The organism is Actibacterium ureilyticum (assembly GCF_002285435.1).
Lineage (GTDB): Bacteria > Pseudomonadota > Alphaproteobacteria > Rhodobacterales > Rhodobacteraceae > Actibacterium_C > Actibacterium_C ureilyticum.
The window spans coordinates 254,162-270,441 of record NZ_NSBT01000018.1 but is presented as its reverse complement, the minus strand read 5'-3'; the positions used below and the strand labels follow the sequence as shown (position 1 = coordinate 270,441).

Genomic DNA, 16,280 nt, shown 5'->3' with positions numbered 1-16,280 from the left:
CAAGCGCGGTCGATATGCAAAAACACCCCGGACCCGTTTGCCCCTAACCGATTGAATCCGCCCATGTCCTTTGCCGAACCCACCGCCCCCCGCACCGCACTGGTCACCGGATCCGCCGGATTCATCGGCTTTCACCTGTGCCAGTTGCTGCTGGATATGGGCTGGCGGGTGGTCGGGCTGGACGCGATGACCGATTATTACGACGTGCGTCTGAAACAGCGCCGCCACGCCATGCTGTCGCAGAATCAGGGGTTTCGCGCGGTCGAGGACCGGCTGGAGGGTGACGGCGTCCTGCGCGCGCTGTTTGACGAATACCGGCCCGACGCGGTGATCCACCTGGCCGCGCAGGCCGGGGTGCGCTATTCCATCGACGCGCCGGGGTCCTATGTCACGGCCAACCTGTGCGGCACGTTCGAATTGCTGGAAGCCGCCCGTGCCTTTCCGCCGCAGCACATGCTGCTGGCCTCGACCTCGTCCGTTTATGGCGCGAACACCCAGATGCCCTATGCCGAGACCGACAAGGCCGACACCCAGATGTCGTTCTATGCCGCGACGAAGAAGGCGAACGAGGCGATGGCGCATTCCTATGCCCATCTCTACGGGCTGCCGACGACGATGTTCCGGTTCTTTACCGTCTATGGCCCCTGGGGCCGGCCGGACATGGCGCTGTTCAAATTCACCCGCGCGATCCTGGAAGGCGATGCAATCGACGTTTACAACCACGGCGACATGCAGCGCGACTTTACTTATATCGACGATCTGGTGCGCGCGATTGCCAAGCTGATCGACGCGGTGCCAGACGGGCCCGAAGCGCGCCCCGCCCCGCCGGAATTCGACAGCATCAGCCCGGTTGCGCCCTATCGCATCGTCAATATCGGCAATGCCAACCCGGTGAAGCTGATGACCTTCATCGACGCGATCGAGGCGTCGATTGGTCAGACGGCCAAGAAGAACATGCTGCCGATGCAGCCCGGCGATGTGCCCGCCACATGGGCCGATACCACGCTGTTGCAGCATTTGATTGGCGAGATCCCCAGCACCGATATCACCACGGGCGTCGCGCGTTTCGTGGAGTGGTACAGGGACTATTACAGCGTTTAGGGCCTGTTTCAGCCCCGCAGTTCCAGGAAATTCTGGGTCAGCCAGAACTTGCCGCAGAACCGGGGATCGCCGCTGAAGCCCACGGCGGTGCCGGTTAGGCCCGCATGTTTGTTCAGGATGTTGCGGCGATGGCTGGGCGAACGCATCCACAGCCGCACCGCCTGTCGCGCCAGGCTATCATAGCTGTGCGGCGCGACAATATCACCGGCGCCTGCGGCGAATTTGCATTCCGCCCGGTCGAGCACCCGGATCTTGCGCCCATCGACGCGATAGCGATGCACCACCGCGATATTCTCGGCCGCCGCGCGAAATGCCAGCCCCGCCGAACGGACACGCTGCCAGATCGTGCTGCGCCCCGGCCGGGTCGACCGGTGCGACAGCTTCGCGCTGTCGGCCATCCAGCGGCTGTGTCCCAGCGCCGCGCGGCGCAGGCCCTCGGCAGGGTCCAGGGGGCTGATCCCGTTCAGGCAACGCTGGTAATTGACCTCGGCCCTTACGGTCGCGTCGATCAGCGATTGGTCGATGTCACGCGCCGGAACCGTGGCCTGCGCCGCACCATCGGGCACGCGCCGCATGCAGGCCGGGCCGGTATCGGCCATGACGGGCTCGGCCGTCAGGCACAGCAGCACGGGCAGCAGGCGCAAATCCGGTCTGGGGCGCATCGATCCTCCGGCGGTGATTGGCAGCATCGCCAGAACCCTCGCCACCGAATGTGGCGCGGGTAAGGAGGTGTTGCACCGCTGTCAGGGCAATTACCGCCGCGCCGGGTCAGTCCTGTCCCGCGCCGAACCCCGCGCGGCCGACCGCGCAATAGGCCTCGAATCCTGCGCGTTCGACATCGTCGGGCGAATAGATGTTGCGCAAATCCGCCATGCGCGGGCTGCGCATGATCTTGACCAGACGTTCCAGATCCAGCGCGCGGAACTCGTTCCATTCGGTCAGGATCACGATCACATCGGCATCCGCCGCCGCGTCATAGCTGTCATCGACCCATTGCACACCGGGCAGCAGCTCTTCGCCCTCGCGTTTGCCCTGGGGGTCGACCACGCGCACGGTCGCGCCGCCGCCGATCAGCGCGGGCACAATGGTCAGGCTGGGCGCCTCGCGCATGTCGTCGGTATTGGGCTTGAAGGTCACGCCAAGCACCGCAACGGTCTTGCCGTTGAAGCTGCCATCGCAGATATCGCGCAGCTTTTCGATCATCCGGCGCTTCATCTGGTCGTTCACGGTGATCACGGTTTCGGTGATCTGCATGGGCACGGCGTAATCCTGGCCGATCCGCGCCAGCGCGCTGGTATCCTTGGGGAAGCACGAGCCGCCATAGCCCGGACCCGCATGCAGGAACTTGTTGCCGATCCGGCCATCCAGACCCATGCCCTTGGACACGGCCTTGATATCGGCGCCGGTGCGTTCGCACAGGTTGGCGATCTCGTTGATAAAGGTGATCTTGGTCGCCAGAAACGCGTTGGCGGCGTATTTGATCATCTCGGCCGATTCCAGGCCGGTATAGACAATCGGAAATTCGCGCAGGAAAAGCGGGCGATAGATCTCGCCCATGACCTCTTGCGCGCGTTCGCTTTCCACGCCCACGACCACACGGTCAGGCCGCATGAAATCGTCGATGGCCGCACCTTCGCGCAGGAATTCGGGGTTCGAGGCGATGTCGAACTCTGCATCCGGGTTGGCGGCGGCGGCCTCTTCGGCGACCTTGCGGTTGGTGCCGACGGGCACGGTCGATTTGGTAACGATGACGGTATAGCCGGTCAGCGCATTGGCGATCTCGCGCGCGGCGGTCATCACATAGGTCAGGTCGGCATGGCCATCACCCCGGCGGGTTGGCGTTCCCACGGCGATGAAGACGGCGTCGGCCCCATCGACGGCTTTGGACAGATCACCGGTAAAGGACAGACGCCCGGCATTGACGTTCTTTGCCATCAGCTCTTCCAGGCCGGGCTCGTAAATCGGCACTTCGCCGCGTTCGAGCATCTCGATCTTGCGCGGGTCTTTGTCGACGCAAATGACTTCATGTCCAAAATCTGAAAAGCAAACACCAGAAACGAGACCGACATAGCCGGTACCAATCATCGCAATCTTCATAAGGCTGTCCCTAGAAACAAACGGCAGTCGCCTCAGCGATGCGACAAGGGCGCAGGCGAGTCAACCGGGTAACACCGCGCAATGGGCAAGTGCGGCCTAGAAGTAACCCCTGACCAGCGCCTCGGATATCAGGGGCCAGCCGTCGGCGACTACAAAAAAGGCAAGTTTGAAAGGCATCGCCACGACCGCGGGCGGGACCATCATCATGCCCATGGACATCAGGACCGCCGCGACCACCAGGTCGATGATCAGAAACGGCAGATAGATCAGGAAGCCGATCTGGAACGCGCGTTCGACCTCGCTCAGCATGAAGGACGGGATCAGAACCGACAGCGGCGTATCGGCCCCGGCATCGGCCGGCGCGGGACGCAGCGCGCGCAGACGTTCCAGCGTTTCGGCATCGACCCGGGCCGACATGAAATCCCGAAACGGCGCCAGCGTCAGCTCGAACCCCTGTTCGGGGCTGACCAGGTTTTCGGTTAGCGGCAGGATGCCCGCCTGCCAGGCCTGGGTGAATGTGGGTTCCATCACGAAATAGGTCAGGAACAGCGCCAGGCTGACGATCAGCATGTTGGGCGGGCTTTGCTGTAGCCCGATGGCCTGCCGCAGGATCGCCAGCACCGTCACGATGAAGGGAAAACAGGTCAGCATGATCGCCAGACCCGGCACGATGCTCAGCACGGTGATCAGCAGGATGAACTGGACGCTGCGCATCGACAGCGAACCGCCATCGCCCAGGTCCAGCGATACGCTTTGCGCCTGTGCCATCGCGGGCAAAGCCAGCAGGATGCAAAGCGCCAGCCAGCCCGCCCGGCGCGACATCACAGAACGTCCTTCATGTCGGCGACCTCGGTCAGGCGCACCGCCAGCTGGCCCGGCGGGCCGTTCTCGACCTCCTGCAACTCGCCACGGGCAATCAGGCGGTCGCCGACGAACAGCTCGACCGGGTCGTCGATATTGCGGTCCAGCGGCAGGACCGCGCCGGGATCCAGCGCCAGCAACTCGCGCACCAACGGCCGGGCGCGTCCGACGCAGATCGTGATTTCCAGCGGCACCAGGGTCAGCGGGCTTTGATCGGTGGCAGGGCTTTGTTCGGCGTTATCCATGTTGCACTTCCTTGGACTGCAGGGTCAGAAAATCGGAAACCGCGCTTCGGATCGCGGTTTCCGCTTCGGCGATGTCCAGCACCTTTTCCATATCGGCGGCACGCATCCGCGCCTGTCCGGGGCCAAGATGCGGGTCCTCGACGATATCGATCGCAAACGGCAGCGTTTCGGGCATGACCGCCTCCAGCGCCACCCGCGCATCCGGCGCGACGGCCAGCTCGACGGGATGGTCCGTGGCCCGTGCGGCGATCTGTTCGGCGGCGGCCAGCACCGTTTCGGCGAAATGCGCATGCGCGGCTTCGGGCAGCAGCTTTTCGGCCATCGCGGACAGGACCGGCGCCAGGCAGTTCAGGACATGGCTGCGCGCCTCGGTATAGCCGAAGGAGATATCGGCCAGCGATTTGGCCAGATCCTCGGTCACGCGGGACTGGTCCTGTTCGGCGGCGGCAACGGCATCGTCCCAGCCCGCGCGATAGCCGTCCTCGTACCCCGCGTCAGGGGTTTCCTGAGGCTCGGTCGTGGCTGCGGACCGCTGGGGCGGGCCACCGAAATCCTCAAGCTTCACGCCACCGCTCATGTCCGCCCGTCCTGTCCGGTTTCCATCCAGCTGCGCAGCACCTCGACCGTTTCGGTCTGGCGTTCTTCGATCAGGTTGCGCAAGCGCTCCATCGGATCAGTCGTGGCCTCCGAGACCGTGCCATCGATCTGCAACGGCGCGTTCTGCTGTGTCGCGGCGCTCAGCGCGTCGGCCTCGGCCCCGCGCCCGGACAGCTCGCCGGTCAGGGCCGCGCCGGGAGGTGGCGGCGGCAGAATGGCGGCGTTTTCGGCTGGAGCCGCCGTCAGGATCGGCCGCACCACAAAGAGACCCAGGATCAGGCCCACAACCGCCAGCACCGCCAGCTGAATGGTCGACATCATGTCGAAATTCAGTTTCTCGAGCAGCCCGGGGGCCATGGGTTCTGGACCTGCGGGGATCTGTTCGAACGGCATGGATTTCAGCGTCAGCACATCGCCCCGCTCGGGGTTCAGACCCACCGCCGAGGCGACCAGTTCCTGCAGGGCGCTCAGGTCGGCCTCGGGCAGGGGCTCCCAGATTTCGGCGCCATCCGGGCCGATCCCGCGCGTGCCGTCGACCAGCACCGCGATGCTCAGCCGCTTGATCGCGCCGGGGGTGCGCAGGATCTCGCGCTGGGTTTCCGAGACCTCGAAATTGACGCGCTCGCGGGTTTCGGAATCGGTGCTGGAGGATTGCCGGTCCTGCGCCGCATCGCCCTCGGGCAGGTTGCTGGCCACGGTGACCGCGCCGCCACCCGAATCGCGCGACGACAGGCTGCGTTCCTCGGTCTCGGTCGAGATCGCCACGCGCTCTTGCGGGTCGAACCGACGCTCGACGATCGACTCCCGCTCGGTCACGGTTTCGACCGACACCTCGACAATCGACCGACCCGGCCCCATGCGGGCCTGCAACAGACGTTCGACATTGTCCTTGAGCCGCGCCGACAGATCCCCGTTTGCCGCCGGACCCGTGCCGGTATCCGCGCCCGACAGGACCAGGCCGCTTTCGGTGTCGATCACCGACACATCCGCCACCGACATCCCCGCAACGGACGAGGCGACAAGATAGCGGAACGCCTTGGCCTGTGCGGCGGGCAGCGCGCCCTGCCGCGCGGTCACCGTGACCGAGGCCGACGGTTTCAGATCGCGGCGAAAGGTCGTTCCGCGCGCGTTCGATATATGCACACGGGCGGCGCGAATCTGGGGGTTGGCCATGATCGTGCGCGCCAGCTCGCCCTCTTTCGCGCGCCAATAGGCAGCATCGAACATCTGTGACGTGGTGCCGAAACCCGACAGCGAATCAAGCAGCTCGTACCCCGCCGTGCCATTGGCCGGCAGCCCCTCGCCGGCCAGCGACATGCGCAGCAGATCCCGGTCGCCCGCGCTGACATAGATCGCGTTGCCGCGCACCTGATAGGCCGCGCCGCGCTGTTCCAGCGCCGTAATGACCTCTCCCGACGCGGCGGGTTCCAGGTTGGAATACAGGAGTGTCATCGTCGGCGCCGAGGCCATCCGCGACATGATGAGTACGGCCCCGAACATCGCAATCGTCGCCCCGATGACGATCATCCGGCGGCGCGAGTCGAGCTTGGTCCAAACGGCGATGAGCTGTTGCAATTCTGGCATCCTTTCGCGGGCTTCTGCCCTTGTCTCGGAAACGATGCTTGATCGATCTGCCTTAACAATCGGTTAGCTCTCGGCGGCTATAGCTGGGCAAGAACAAAACGAGGACACCAAATGTCTGCAGAAGAAGACATGACGCCGGAGGAACCGGCAAAGAAATCGAAACTGCCCCTGATTGTGGGGATTGTCCTGGCGCTTGTTCTGGGCGGCGGGGGCTTTTTTGCGGTGTATTCGGGACTGATTCTGGCGCCTTCGGATGTCGCACAGGCCAAACATGACGCGCCACGGGACCCAGCCTCTGATTCGGTGGCCTTCGTCGCGCTGGATCCGCTGATCATCGCGCTGGCTCCCGATATCGGGCCCCGTCACCTGCGCATCGCCGCCCAGCTCGAGGTGCCCCCGACCGCGAAGGAGGATGTCGCGCATCTGAGCCCGCGCATCCTGGACGTGATGAACGGATATCTGCGGGCAATCGACCTGTCGGACATCGAAGATCCCACCGCCCTGATGCGTCTGCGTGCGCAATTGCTGCGCCGCATCCAGATCGTGACCGGCGACGGCCGCGTGAATGACTTTCTGATCACCGAATTCGTACTGAACTAGGAGCACCCATGTCGTTGATCGCTGATATCCTGCTCGTTGCCGGCGCGCTTGGGGCCGGGCTGTATTGCATGGCCCTTTCGCGGCGGCTGAACCGTTTCAACAGCCTCGAAGGTGGCATGGGCAACGCGATTGCCGTGCTGTCGTCACAGGTCGATGAACTGACCAAGGCGCTGGAGAGCGCCCGCACCGGGGCCAACGATTCCAGCCGCTCGCTGACCGCGCTGACGGAACGGTCGGAAAATGTTGCCCAGCGGCTGGAATTGCTGGTCGCGTCGATGCACGACCTGCCGGAAACCCGCCCCGAGGCCCAGCCGGAGCCCGAGGCGCAGATCGACCATCTGCCCTTCGTGCGGCATCAATGGGGGGCCGCCGAATGAGCCGCGCCCGCTCCACGCGCCGCGGCGCACTGTTCGCGATTTCGGCCATGCTGGTTCTGTCAGCGCTGATCCGTGCGGGTTACGGCATCGCCCCGGCCGTTGCGCGCGAGGTTGGCGTGCTGCGTGAAACGACCGCCGAACACATGGCCGACCCCGCGCCCGAAGCCGATACGCTGATCGCCGCATTGCAGACACGCGGTGCCGCGCTGGATGCGATGGAGCGTGATCTGGTGGACCGCAAGCGCAACCTGGATCTGGCCGAGCAGCAGATCGCCCTGCGCCTGCAGGAGCTGAAGGCCGCCGAGGATTCTTTGCGCGAGACCCTGGCGCTGGCCAAGGTCGCCGCTGAATCGGATCTGTCCCGGCTGACCGCCGTCTACGAGAGCATGAAGCCGAAAGAGGCCGCGCAATTGTTCGAGGCGATGGACCCCGATTTCGCCGCCGGTTTCCTGGGCCGCATGCGCCCCGATGCCGCCGCGCAGATCATGGCGGGGCTGTCGCCCGACAGCGCCTATCGGATCAGCGTCGTGCTGGCAGGGCGGAACGCAAATGCCCCCACCGAATAGCCGCCCCGTCCCCAACGCACCCCAATTGCAAGCAGAGAGCCCCAGATGATCGGTATCGTAGGAATTGTCGTGATCTTCGTCATGGTCTTCGGGGGCTATCTTGCCGCCGGGGGCAAGATGGGCATCATCCTGAAATCGCTGCCGTTCGAGATGATGATGATCGGCGGCGCCGCGGTCGGTGCCTTTGCGATCAGCAACGATATGGGCGGGATCAAGCATACGCTTAAAGACATCGGCAAGGTGTTCAAGGGGCCGAAATGGAAACCCGCCGATTATCGCGATCTGCTGTGTCTGCTGTTCGAACTGATCCGTCTGGCCAAGCAGAACCCGGTCGCGCTTGAAGAACATATCGAGGGGCCGGAAAACTCGTCGATCTTCGGCGGCTATCCCCGGATTCTGGCGGATCGCGAGGCGGTCGATCTGATCTGCGACACGCTGCGGTCGGCCACGATGAATTACGACGACCCCCACCAGGTTGAGGAAGTGTTGGAAAAGCGGATGGAGGCCAACCTGCATCATGCCATGCATTCCAGCCACGCGCTGCAGACGGTCGCCGATGGTTTGCCCGCGCTGGGGATCGTCGCGGCCGTTCTGGGGGTCATCAAGACCATGGGCTCGATCGACCAGCCGCCCGAAATTCTGGGCAAGCTGATCGGCGGAGCGCTGGTGGGGACGTTTCTTGGGGTGTTTCTGGCCTATGGCCTGGTCGGTCCCTTCGCGGCCAAGGTCAAGACGGTGGTCGAGGAAGACAGCCATTTCTATCAGCTGATCCGCGAGGTGCTGGTGGCCAACCTGCACAACCACGCCGCCAATATCTGTATCGAGGTCGGGCGGCAGAACACCCCCAGCCATATCCGGCCCAGTTTCAGCGACCTCGAAGAGGCGCTGAAAGCCGCCAAGAAGGACGCCGCATGAAAACCGTGATCCTTGCCCTTGGCCTGAGCCTTTTTGCCCTGCCCGCAGCCGCCCGCGACGTGGTTGTCCGCTCGGGCGCGCATCCCGGGTTCTCGCGCATCGTGATGGAGTTTCCGGACCCCGTTGACTGGTCCTATCAGCAAGACGGCGCGGCGGCGATCCTGACATTCGAAACTGGCGACCGGGTCTTCGATTTCACCAAGGTGTTCGACCGGATCGGGCGTCAGCGGATCGCCCGGATCGGGACGGAGGGGGACAAGGTGCGCATCGTTCTGGACCCGGGCTGTGCATGCAGCCTGGATCTGTTCGAATTGCGGCCGGGTTTGCTGGTGGCCGATGCCCGCGACAACGGCGTCGCACCCGCGCGGCCCGACCTGCTGGCGCGGCCGCAGCCCCCCGCGCCACAGCCAGCCCCGGCCGCGCCGCCACAACCCGCGCCAGATACGACACAGGCATCGCCGCGCACCGCCCTCGCCCGGCCGGAATTGCCGGTTTACGGTGCGTTCGGCCCTGAATCCCCGCCGCCAACCCCGGTTGAACAGCCCCCTGCGGTCGACCCCGCGCTGGCCGCAAATGCCGACACAAGACAGGCGGTCGCAGAGATGCAGGCCCGGTTGGTCGAACAGCTTGGCCGGGCCGCCGCGCAGGGACTGGTCCACGCAGAGCTGCCCTTCGAACCGGCAGAGCCCGCCCCGGTGGAGGGGGAAGAGGCCGCCGCCGCACCGCCCGATGCCACCCCGTCCGAAAGCCAGCTGGAGGCGAAAACCAGCATCGACCGCGATCTTGGCACGTTGCCCTTCGTGGCGACGACCGATCTTGGGCGGCCCTGTCTGGACGACAGCCTGGTCACCATGTCCGCCTGGGGCGGGGATACGGAATTCGGCCCGGCCATCGCGGCCGGGCGCCGCGCGCTTTACGGGGAATTCGACGTGCTGAACGCCGACGCGGCCCGCACGCTCGCGCACAGCTATCTCTATTATGGATTCGGCGCCGAGGCGGTCGAGGCGCTGAACCTGTCCGGCGCACCCAGCCCCGAGGACCGGGTGCTGCAACAGATCGCGCGGCTTGTGGATGGCGCGCCCGGTGCCGACCCCGCGGTGTTCCAACACCAGATCGGATGCGCCTCGCCCGCCGCGATGTGGGCCGCGCTGGCGCTGCCGGACCTGCCCGCCGCCGCCACCATCAACCAGGAAGCGATCGTGCTGTCCTTTTCCGATCTGCCCCCCCATGGGCGCCAGCTGCTCGGCCCCCGGCTGATCGAGATCTTCATCAATGCGGGCGATCTGGCGCTAGCGGCGCATCTGCGGCAGGCGATCACACGCACGCCGGGACATCAGGTGCCGCCCATTCTGGATGCGGCCCTGTCCCAGGCACAGGGTCAGACGACAGAGGCTGAAAGCAGCTATGCGGCACTGTCCGACCAGAATGCGACCGATGCGCCAAAGGCGATGATCGCGCTCTTTGACGGGCGCTGGGCGCGGGGAGCGGCGCTGGACCCCGATCAGATCGCCACGGCAGAGGCGCTGGCATTCGAACTCCGCGATACCGAAACCGGGCATGCGCTGAACCGGGCCGCGATCCTCAGCCTGGCGCGCAACGGCGATTTCGATGCCGTTTTCCGCCGATTGTCCGCGCAGAAATCCCCGGTGCCGCCCGGTATTCTGGACGCGGTCGCCACCGAACTGATCGCACAAGAAGACGACACGCTTTTCCTGCACCACGCCTTGGCCCATCGGCACGCGCTTGCGCCACTGCCGGGATCGCTGCAGCTGGACATCGCCGCGCGCCTGCTGGGGCTGGGGTTCGCTGACGCGGCCAGCGCGATGATCGACCAGGCGGGCGACTACGACCGCAAACGCAGCCGCTTGCTGCGGGCCGAACACGCGCTGGTCACATCGGAACCGGAAACCGCCCTGACGTTGTTGCAAGGCACGACCGGGCCAAAGGCCGGCCAATTGCGCGCGCGCGCCCTGACCGCAGCGGGCCAATGGGACAGGGCTGCCGCGACATATCGCGAAACCGGCGACACGGCCAATGCGACACGCGCGGCGTGGCATGCCGGACGCTGGGACGGGCTGACAGAAGACGCGCCCGAGGCGCAACGGGCGATGGCCGATTACGTGACACGCCCCGCCCCGGCGGTCCCGCCCACAACGCCATCGCTGGCCGCCGCGCAGGACCAGCTGAGCCAAAGCGCAGAGCTGCGCGCGGTGCTGTCGCAGCTGCTGCCGGCCCCACAGGACTGAGATCGGCCGGATCGTTACGAATTGTAAACCTTGCCGACATACCCCGGAGAAGGAACAATCAGGGAACGTGCCAGAATGGCAAGCTCGCAACCCCACCGCGCCACGGCGCTTCGTCCCGAATGGCGGATCTGTCTTGTGCTGATCCTGGGCATGGCCATCGCCCCCGCCGCGCGCGCCGGTACTCAGGACGATGCCCTGTGCGTCGACGCCGCCCGCCACGCCGCACAGGCAACCGGTGTGCCGATGGCGGTGCTACAGGCCCTGGCGGTCACCGAATCCGGACGCCGATGGAACGGCCGCTATGCGGCCTGGCCCTGGACGGTGAATCACCGGGGCAAGGGGCTGTGGTTCGACAGCCCCGAACAGGCGCTGTCCTTTGTTCGGCGACAACATAAGGCCGGTGACCGCAATTTTGACCTGGGGTGTTTTCAGATCAACCACCGCTGGCATGGCGACGCCTTTGCCTCGCTCGGGGCGATGATCGACCCGCGGCAGAATGCGCTTTATGCGGCGCGGTTTCTGACGCGGCTTTACCGTGAAACCGGCGACTGGCACCTGGCCGTGGGCCGGTACCATTCCCGCACACCCGACAAGGCGCGGCGCTATCGCGCGCGATTCGGCCAGATCCTGGCCACGCTGGAGCCGCCGCGCGACACCGCCCCTGTGGCCGAACCCCGCGCGGCCCGCGCAAACGGCTTTCCGCTGCTGCTGGCCAGCGACGCGCAGCGCGGCATCGGCTCGCTTGTGCCCCGGGTCGGGGCGCGCAAGATATTCGTCCGCACGGGGGATGGATCATGACCGGGCTGCCCATCAACCTGATCTTTCGCCCCACGATCCTGCTGGCGCTGGCGCTGATGGCGGTGATCGTGATGATGATCCTGCCGATGCCCGCCTGGGTTCTGGATGTCGGGCTGGCGACCTCGTTCGCGCTGGCGATCCTGGTCTTTACGGTGACGCTTTTCATCGAACGGCCGCTGGATTTCTCGGCCTTTCCGACGGTTCTGCTGGCCACGCTGATGCTGCGGCTGTCGCTGAACGTGTCGTCCACCAAGCTGATCATCGGTCAGGGCCACACAGGCACCCACGCCGCGGGTGACGTGATCGCCGGTTTCGCGAATTTCGTGATGGGCGGCAACGTGTTCCTGGGGCTGGTGGTGTTCGGCGTTCTGCTGATCGTCAATTTCATCGTCATCACAAAAGGCGCCGCCCGCATGGCCGAGGTCGGCGCGCGCTTTGCGCTGGACGGGATGCCGGGGCGGCAGCTGGCGATCGACAGCGACATGTCCGCCGGCGCCATCGACCACACCGAAGCCAAGGCCCGGCGCGAGACCGAACAGGCCGAGACCACGTTTTTCGGCTCGCTCGACGGGGCGTCGAAATTCGTCAAGGGCGACGCGGTGGCCGGGCTGCTGATCACGCTTCTGAACCTGTTGGTCGGGCTGATCATGGGTGTGGTCATGCATGGCATGCCCCTGGGCCAGGCGTTCGAAACCTATGCGATCCTGACCGTGGGCGACGGGCTGGTGACACAAATCCCGGCGGTCATCATCTCGATCGCGTCGGCCCTGCTGCTGGCCCGTGGCGGCACCAGCGGATCGGTTGATCTGGCACTTTTTGCGCAGCTGGGCCGCTATCCCCCCGCGCTGGCGACGGTGGCGGTGCTGATGGCGATGTTCGCGCTGGTGCCGGGCTTGCCCTTTGTCCCGTTCGTGGCCGGGGCGGCGGCCCTGTGCTGGGGGGCGTGGTTCGTTCACAAAAAGGCTCTGCAACAGCAGGAAACGGCGCAAAACGCGCCGGACCCCGCCATGGAACCCGCGCGCGATGCCCCCATCGGTGATCTGCTGGATCTGGACGATATCCACCTGGAATTCGCGCCCGATCTGGTGAACATGGTGCTGGATCCGGCCACGGGTCTTGATGCGCGGATCGGCAATATGCGGCGCCATATCGCCGAAAGCTATGGTGTCGTCCTGCCACAGATCCGCCTGACCGATGACGGCGCTCTGGCGCCGGGCACCTATGTCATCCGGATCCAGGGGGTTGAACAGGCGCGCAACTGGCTGGCGCAGGACAAGGTGTTGGCGCTGGTGTCGGACGGGGATCCCGAACTGCCGCCGGGCCAGGATGTCAAGGAACCGGTCTATGGCGCCGCCGCGCGCTGGATCCAGCCCGCCAACCGCGAGCAAATCGCGCTGTCCGGTATAACGCTGATCAACCCCAGCGAGGTTCTGGCGACCCACCTGCTGGAGGTCATCCGCACCAATTTCGCCCGGCTGATGACGCAGAAAACGCTGCGCCGCCTGCTGGACGAGGTGGTCAGCGTATCGGATCCCGAACGGGCCGAGGCCAACCGCAAGATGCTGGACGAGATGATCCCGGACCGGGTGCCGACCGACCTGTTGCTGGCGGTTTTGCGGCACCTGCTGGACGAACAGGTCTCGATCCGCAACCTGACCCTGATCATCGAGGCGATTGCCGAGGCCCGTCACAGCCATCCCAATGCCGCCGCGATTTCCGAACATGTCCGGCAGCGGCTGGGCTTCCAGATCATCGCGGGCCTGAAGCGTGACGATGGGACATTGCCGCTTCTGCAACTGGCCCCGGAATGGGAAGAGAAATTCACCGCCTATCAGATCGAGGGCGATCACGGACAGACAGACATCGCGCTGCCCCCGGACGAGTTCAATCGGCTGGCCGGTGCCGTGTCCGAAAAGCTGAGCCAAAGCAACGAAACCGGTGTCTTTCCGGCGGTCGTCACCTCGGGGCGGCGCCGACGGTTCATCCGCACCGTTCTGTCGGCCAAGGGGATCAGCGTTCCGGTCCTGTCGTTCGAGGAAATCGGCACCGAAGCCCGCCCGTCGCTGGTCGGCATGGTGGCCGCGTGAGCAACGTGCTGGCCGACATCCTGTCGAACAGCCAACAGCTGCTGGCGCTTGCCTTTGCGGTGTTCCTGCGGGTCGGGGCCGCGATGGCCATGGTGCCCGGTTTCGGCGAACGGATGATCCCGCGCAGTGTGCGGCTGGGCATCGCGCTGGCCTTCAGCGCGGCGATCCTGCCCGCGGTCGCACAATCGGCCGGGCTGGCCGATGTGAACCCGCTGGCCCCGGGGTTTCTGGCGGCCGAGGTCATGGCCGGGCTGGCCTTCGGGCTGATCCTGCGGATCATGGTGATGGTACTGCAGATGGCCGGCAGTATCGCGGCGCAGTCGACATCGCTGGCACAGATCCTGGGCGGCGCGGCCACCGATCCGCAACCGGCGATCGCGCATCTTCTGCTTCTGGGCGGGCTGGCGCTGGCGATGATGTCGGGCCTGCACCTGAGGATTACCGAGGCGCTGATCCTGTCCTATGATGCAATTCCGGCCGGAACGGGCGTCGGGGCCGCGATCCTGTCGGAATGGACCGTCGCACATGTCGCGCGGGGCTTTGCCCTGGCCGTGACGCTGGCGATCCCCTTCGTGATCGCCGCCTTCCTCTATAACCTGGCGCTGGGGGTCATCAACCGCGCCATGCCGCAGCTGATGGTGGCCTTTGTCGGGGCGCCGGCATTGACGGCGGGGGGGCTGATCCTGTTGGCCCTGGCGGCGCCGCTGATGCTGCAACTGTGGTCAGTGCGGCTGGATGCGCTGCTACGCGACCCGTTCGGCGGGGCCATGCCATGAGCGGCGGGGCAGACGAACAGGACAAATCCCACGAGCCGACCGAGAAAAAGCTTCAGGATGCGCGGCGCAAGGGGGAACTGGCACGGTCGACCGATCTGAACACAGCCGCCGCCTATACCTTCCTGTTGCTGGCCGTTTCGGCTTTTGGCCCGACGCAGCTTCTGAAATTCGGCGAGATCACCCAGACCCTGCTGGCGCGGCCCGAACGGCTGGCCCCGCTTGTCTTCGATGCCGGGGGCGGCGCGGTTCTGGGCGGGCTGCTGTCGGGGATCGCCGGGACGCTGGCGCTGTTTTTTCTGCTGCCCGCCTTGGGGGTCATTGGCGCGATTGTGGTGCAACAGAGCCTTGTTTTCGCGCCGGACAAGCTGAAACCCAAGCTCTCGCGGATCTCGCCCCTGTCCAATGCGCGGAACAAATTCGGCCGCGCGGGCCTGTTCGAATTCGCCAAAAGCACCGTCAAGTTGGTCGTCTATGCGGCGCTATTGGCGGTGTATCTGAAACTGCGGTCCGCGCAGATCCTGGCGGCAATGCAATTGTCTGCCCGCCCGGCGCTGGCCGCGTTTTTCCAGATGGGGGTCGAGTTTCTGACCGTCTGCGCCGTCATCGCGGTGTCGATCGGCGCGATCGACTATCTGTGGCAGTATTTTGAACACCGGCGCAAGAACCGGATGTCGCACCAGGAGCTGAAGGACGAATTCAAACAGACCGAGGGCGACCCCCACGCCAAGCAACAGCGCCGTCAGCGCGGGACCGAGATCGCGATGAACCGCATGCTGGCCGACGTCCCCGGGGCCGATGTGGTGATCGTGAACCCCACGCATTACGCCGTCGCCCTGAAATGGGAGCGCGGCACCGGCAGCGCGCCGGTCTGCGTGGCCAAGGGCGTGGACGAGATCGCCGCGCGGATCCGCGAATCCGCCGCCGAATTCGGCGTTCCGGTTTACAGCGATCCACCGACCGCGCGGGCGCTGCATGCAACCGTGAAACTGGGGCAGGAAATCCAGCCCGATCACTATCAGGCGGTGGCCGCAGCGGTGCGCTTTGCCGACCAGATGCGACAGAAGGCGCGCAAAAGATGACCCGACAAGATGCCCAGCGGCTGGAGGCCCTGTCGCAACTGACCAGCATGGTGGCCGACCGGCACCTGGCCGATCTGCAACGGGCACAGGCCGAAACCGCAAAGATCCGGGCCGCCATCGCGCGGCTTGATCAGGCGGCGGCGGCCTCGGACAAGGCGATGACGACGGATTTCCGGGCGATGAACGGGGCCGAGCTGCGCTGGCGCAAATGGCAGGAGAAAGAGCGCGCCGGATACCAGCGCGCCCTGGCCCGTGCCCTGGCCCAAGAGGCCGAGCTGCGCCAGGATGCGGCGCGCGCGGTGGGGCGCAACGGGGTGGTGGGCAAGTTGTCGATGCGCGCGGGGCGCTGAC

General features: G+C 65.6%; 17 protein-coding genes. 11 read left to right on the top strand and 6 right to left on the bottom strand.

Translation table 11 applies throughout. The features are described from left to right. Positions 1–63 precede the first annotated feature (63 nt). On the top strand, positions 64–1,101 hold the full coding sequence (locus CLM60_RS04215; protein WP_095588023.1) for an NAD-dependent epimerase/dehydratase family protein: 1,038 nt from the start codon (positions 64–66) through the stop codon (positions 1,099–1,101). 8 nt (positions 1,102–1,109) lie between these two features. Here CLM60_RS04215 and CLM60_RS04210 read toward each other — a convergent pair whose 3' ends face one another. The 6 genes from CLM60_RS04210 to fliF form a co-directional block, all read right to left on the bottom strand. Further along, positions 1,110–1,763 (bottom strand): CAP domain-containing protein, encoded by a 654-nt coding sequence (locus tag CLM60_RS04210; protein ID WP_176473779.1) that lies wholly within the window; start codon positions 1,761–1,763, stop codon positions 1,110–1,112. Positions 1,764–1,869: 106 nt separating this feature from the next. Then, positions 1,870–3,198, bottom strand: coding sequence for a UDP-glucose dehydrogenase family protein (locus CLM60_RS04205; protein ID WP_095587905.1), 1,329 nt, complete (start codon positions 3,196–3,198; stop codon positions 1,870–1,872). A gap of 96 nt (positions 3,199–3,294) precedes the next feature. Next, positions 3,295–4,020 carry a flagellar type III secretion system pore protein FliP gene (gene fliP, locus CLM60_RS04200; RefSeq protein ID WP_095587904.1) on the bottom strand — a complete coding sequence of 242 codons (726 nt, stop codon included), beginning with the start codon at positions 4,018–4,020 and terminating at the stop codon, positions 3,295–3,297. Continuing rightward, positions 4,020–4,304: a FliM/FliN family flagellar motor switch protein gene (locus CLM60_RS04195; protein ID WP_095587903.1), complete on the bottom strand. Its 285-nt coding sequence runs from the start codon at positions 4,302–4,304 to the stop codon at positions 4,020–4,022. Before CLM60_RS04195 ends, fliP begins: the two co-directional genes overlap by 1 nt. Further along, a complete protein-coding gene (locus CLM60_RS04190) occupies positions 4,297–4,881 on the bottom strand; it encodes a FliH/SctL family protein (protein ID WP_095587902.1) in 585 nt (194 codons plus the stop codon). The genes CLM60_RS04195 and CLM60_RS04190 overlap by 8 nt, the downstream gene beginning before the upstream one ends. Continuing rightward, entirely contained in the window at positions 4,878–6,485 is a 1,608-nt protein-coding gene (gene fliF / locus CLM60_RS04185) for a flagellar basal-body MS-ring/collar protein FliF (protein WP_095587901.1), read from the bottom strand. The genes CLM60_RS04190 and fliF overlap by 4 nt, the downstream gene beginning before the upstream one ends. 111 nt (positions 6,486–6,596) lie before the next feature. On the opposite strand from fliF, the gene CLM60_RS04180 reads away from it, so the two are divergent. From CLM60_RS04180 to CLM60_RS04135, 10 genes are all read left to right on the top strand, one after another. Next, positions 6,597–7,085, top strand: coding sequence for a flagellar basal body-associated FliL family protein (locus CLM60_RS04180; protein WP_095587900.1), 489 nt, complete (start codon positions 6,597–6,599; stop codon positions 7,083–7,085). A gap of 8 nt (positions 7,086–7,093) precedes the next feature. Beyond that, the gene (locus CLM60_RS04175; RefSeq protein WP_095587899.1) at positions 7,094–7,462 is read left to right on the top strand and encodes a hypothetical protein; all 369 of its coding nucleotides are present in this window, start codon (positions 7,094–7,096) and stop codon (positions 7,460–7,462) included. Then, positions 7,459–8,028: a MotE family protein gene (locus tag CLM60_RS04170; RefSeq protein WP_095587898.1), complete on the top strand. Its 570-nt coding sequence runs from the start codon at positions 7,459–7,461 to the stop codon at positions 8,026–8,028. The genes CLM60_RS04175 and CLM60_RS04170 overlap by 4 nt, the downstream gene beginning before the upstream one ends. 45 nt (positions 8,029–8,073) lie before the next feature. Next, positions 8,074–8,943: a flagellar motor stator protein MotA gene (motA, locus tag CLM60_RS04165; RefSeq protein WP_095587897.1), complete on the top strand. Its 870-nt coding sequence runs from the start codon at positions 8,074–8,076 to the stop codon at positions 8,941–8,943. Further along, a complete protein-coding gene (locus CLM60_RS04160; RefSeq protein ID WP_095587896.1) occupies positions 8,940–11,189 on the top strand; it encodes a hypothetical protein in 2,250 nt (749 codons plus the stop codon). The genes motA and CLM60_RS04160 overlap by 4 nt, the downstream gene beginning before the upstream one ends. A gap of 75 nt (positions 11,190–11,264) precedes the next feature. Further along, the gene (locus CLM60_RS04155; protein ID WP_245848169.1) at positions 11,265–11,987 is read left to right on the top strand and encodes a lysozyme family protein; all 723 of its coding nucleotides are present in this window, start codon (positions 11,265–11,267) and stop codon (positions 11,985–11,987) included. Continuing rightward, positions 11,984–14,074, top strand: coding sequence for a flagellar biosynthesis protein FlhA (flhA, locus tag CLM60_RS04150; RefSeq protein WP_095587895.1), 2,091 nt, complete (start codon positions 11,984–11,986; stop codon positions 14,072–14,074). The genes CLM60_RS04155 and flhA overlap by 4 nt, the downstream gene beginning before the upstream one ends. Continuing rightward, the gene (locus CLM60_RS04145) at positions 14,071–14,850 is read left to right on the top strand and encodes a flagellar biosynthetic protein FliR (protein WP_095587894.1); all 780 of its coding nucleotides are present in this window, start codon (positions 14,071–14,073) and stop codon (positions 14,848–14,850) included. Before flhA ends, CLM60_RS04145 begins: the two co-directional genes overlap by 4 nt. Next, positions 14,847–15,929 (top strand): EscU/YscU/HrcU family type III secretion system export apparatus switch protein, encoded by a 1,083-nt coding sequence (locus CLM60_RS04140; RefSeq protein ID WP_095587893.1) that lies wholly within the window; start codon positions 14,847–14,849, stop codon positions 15,927–15,929. The genes CLM60_RS04145 and CLM60_RS04140 overlap by 4 nt, the downstream gene beginning before the upstream one ends. Further along, entirely contained in the window at positions 15,926–16,279 is a 354-nt protein-coding gene (locus tag CLM60_RS04135) for a hypothetical protein (RefSeq protein WP_095587892.1), read from the top strand. The genes CLM60_RS04140 and CLM60_RS04135 overlap by 4 nt, the downstream gene beginning before the upstream one ends. The last annotated feature ends 1 nt before the right edge of the window (position 16,280 follow it).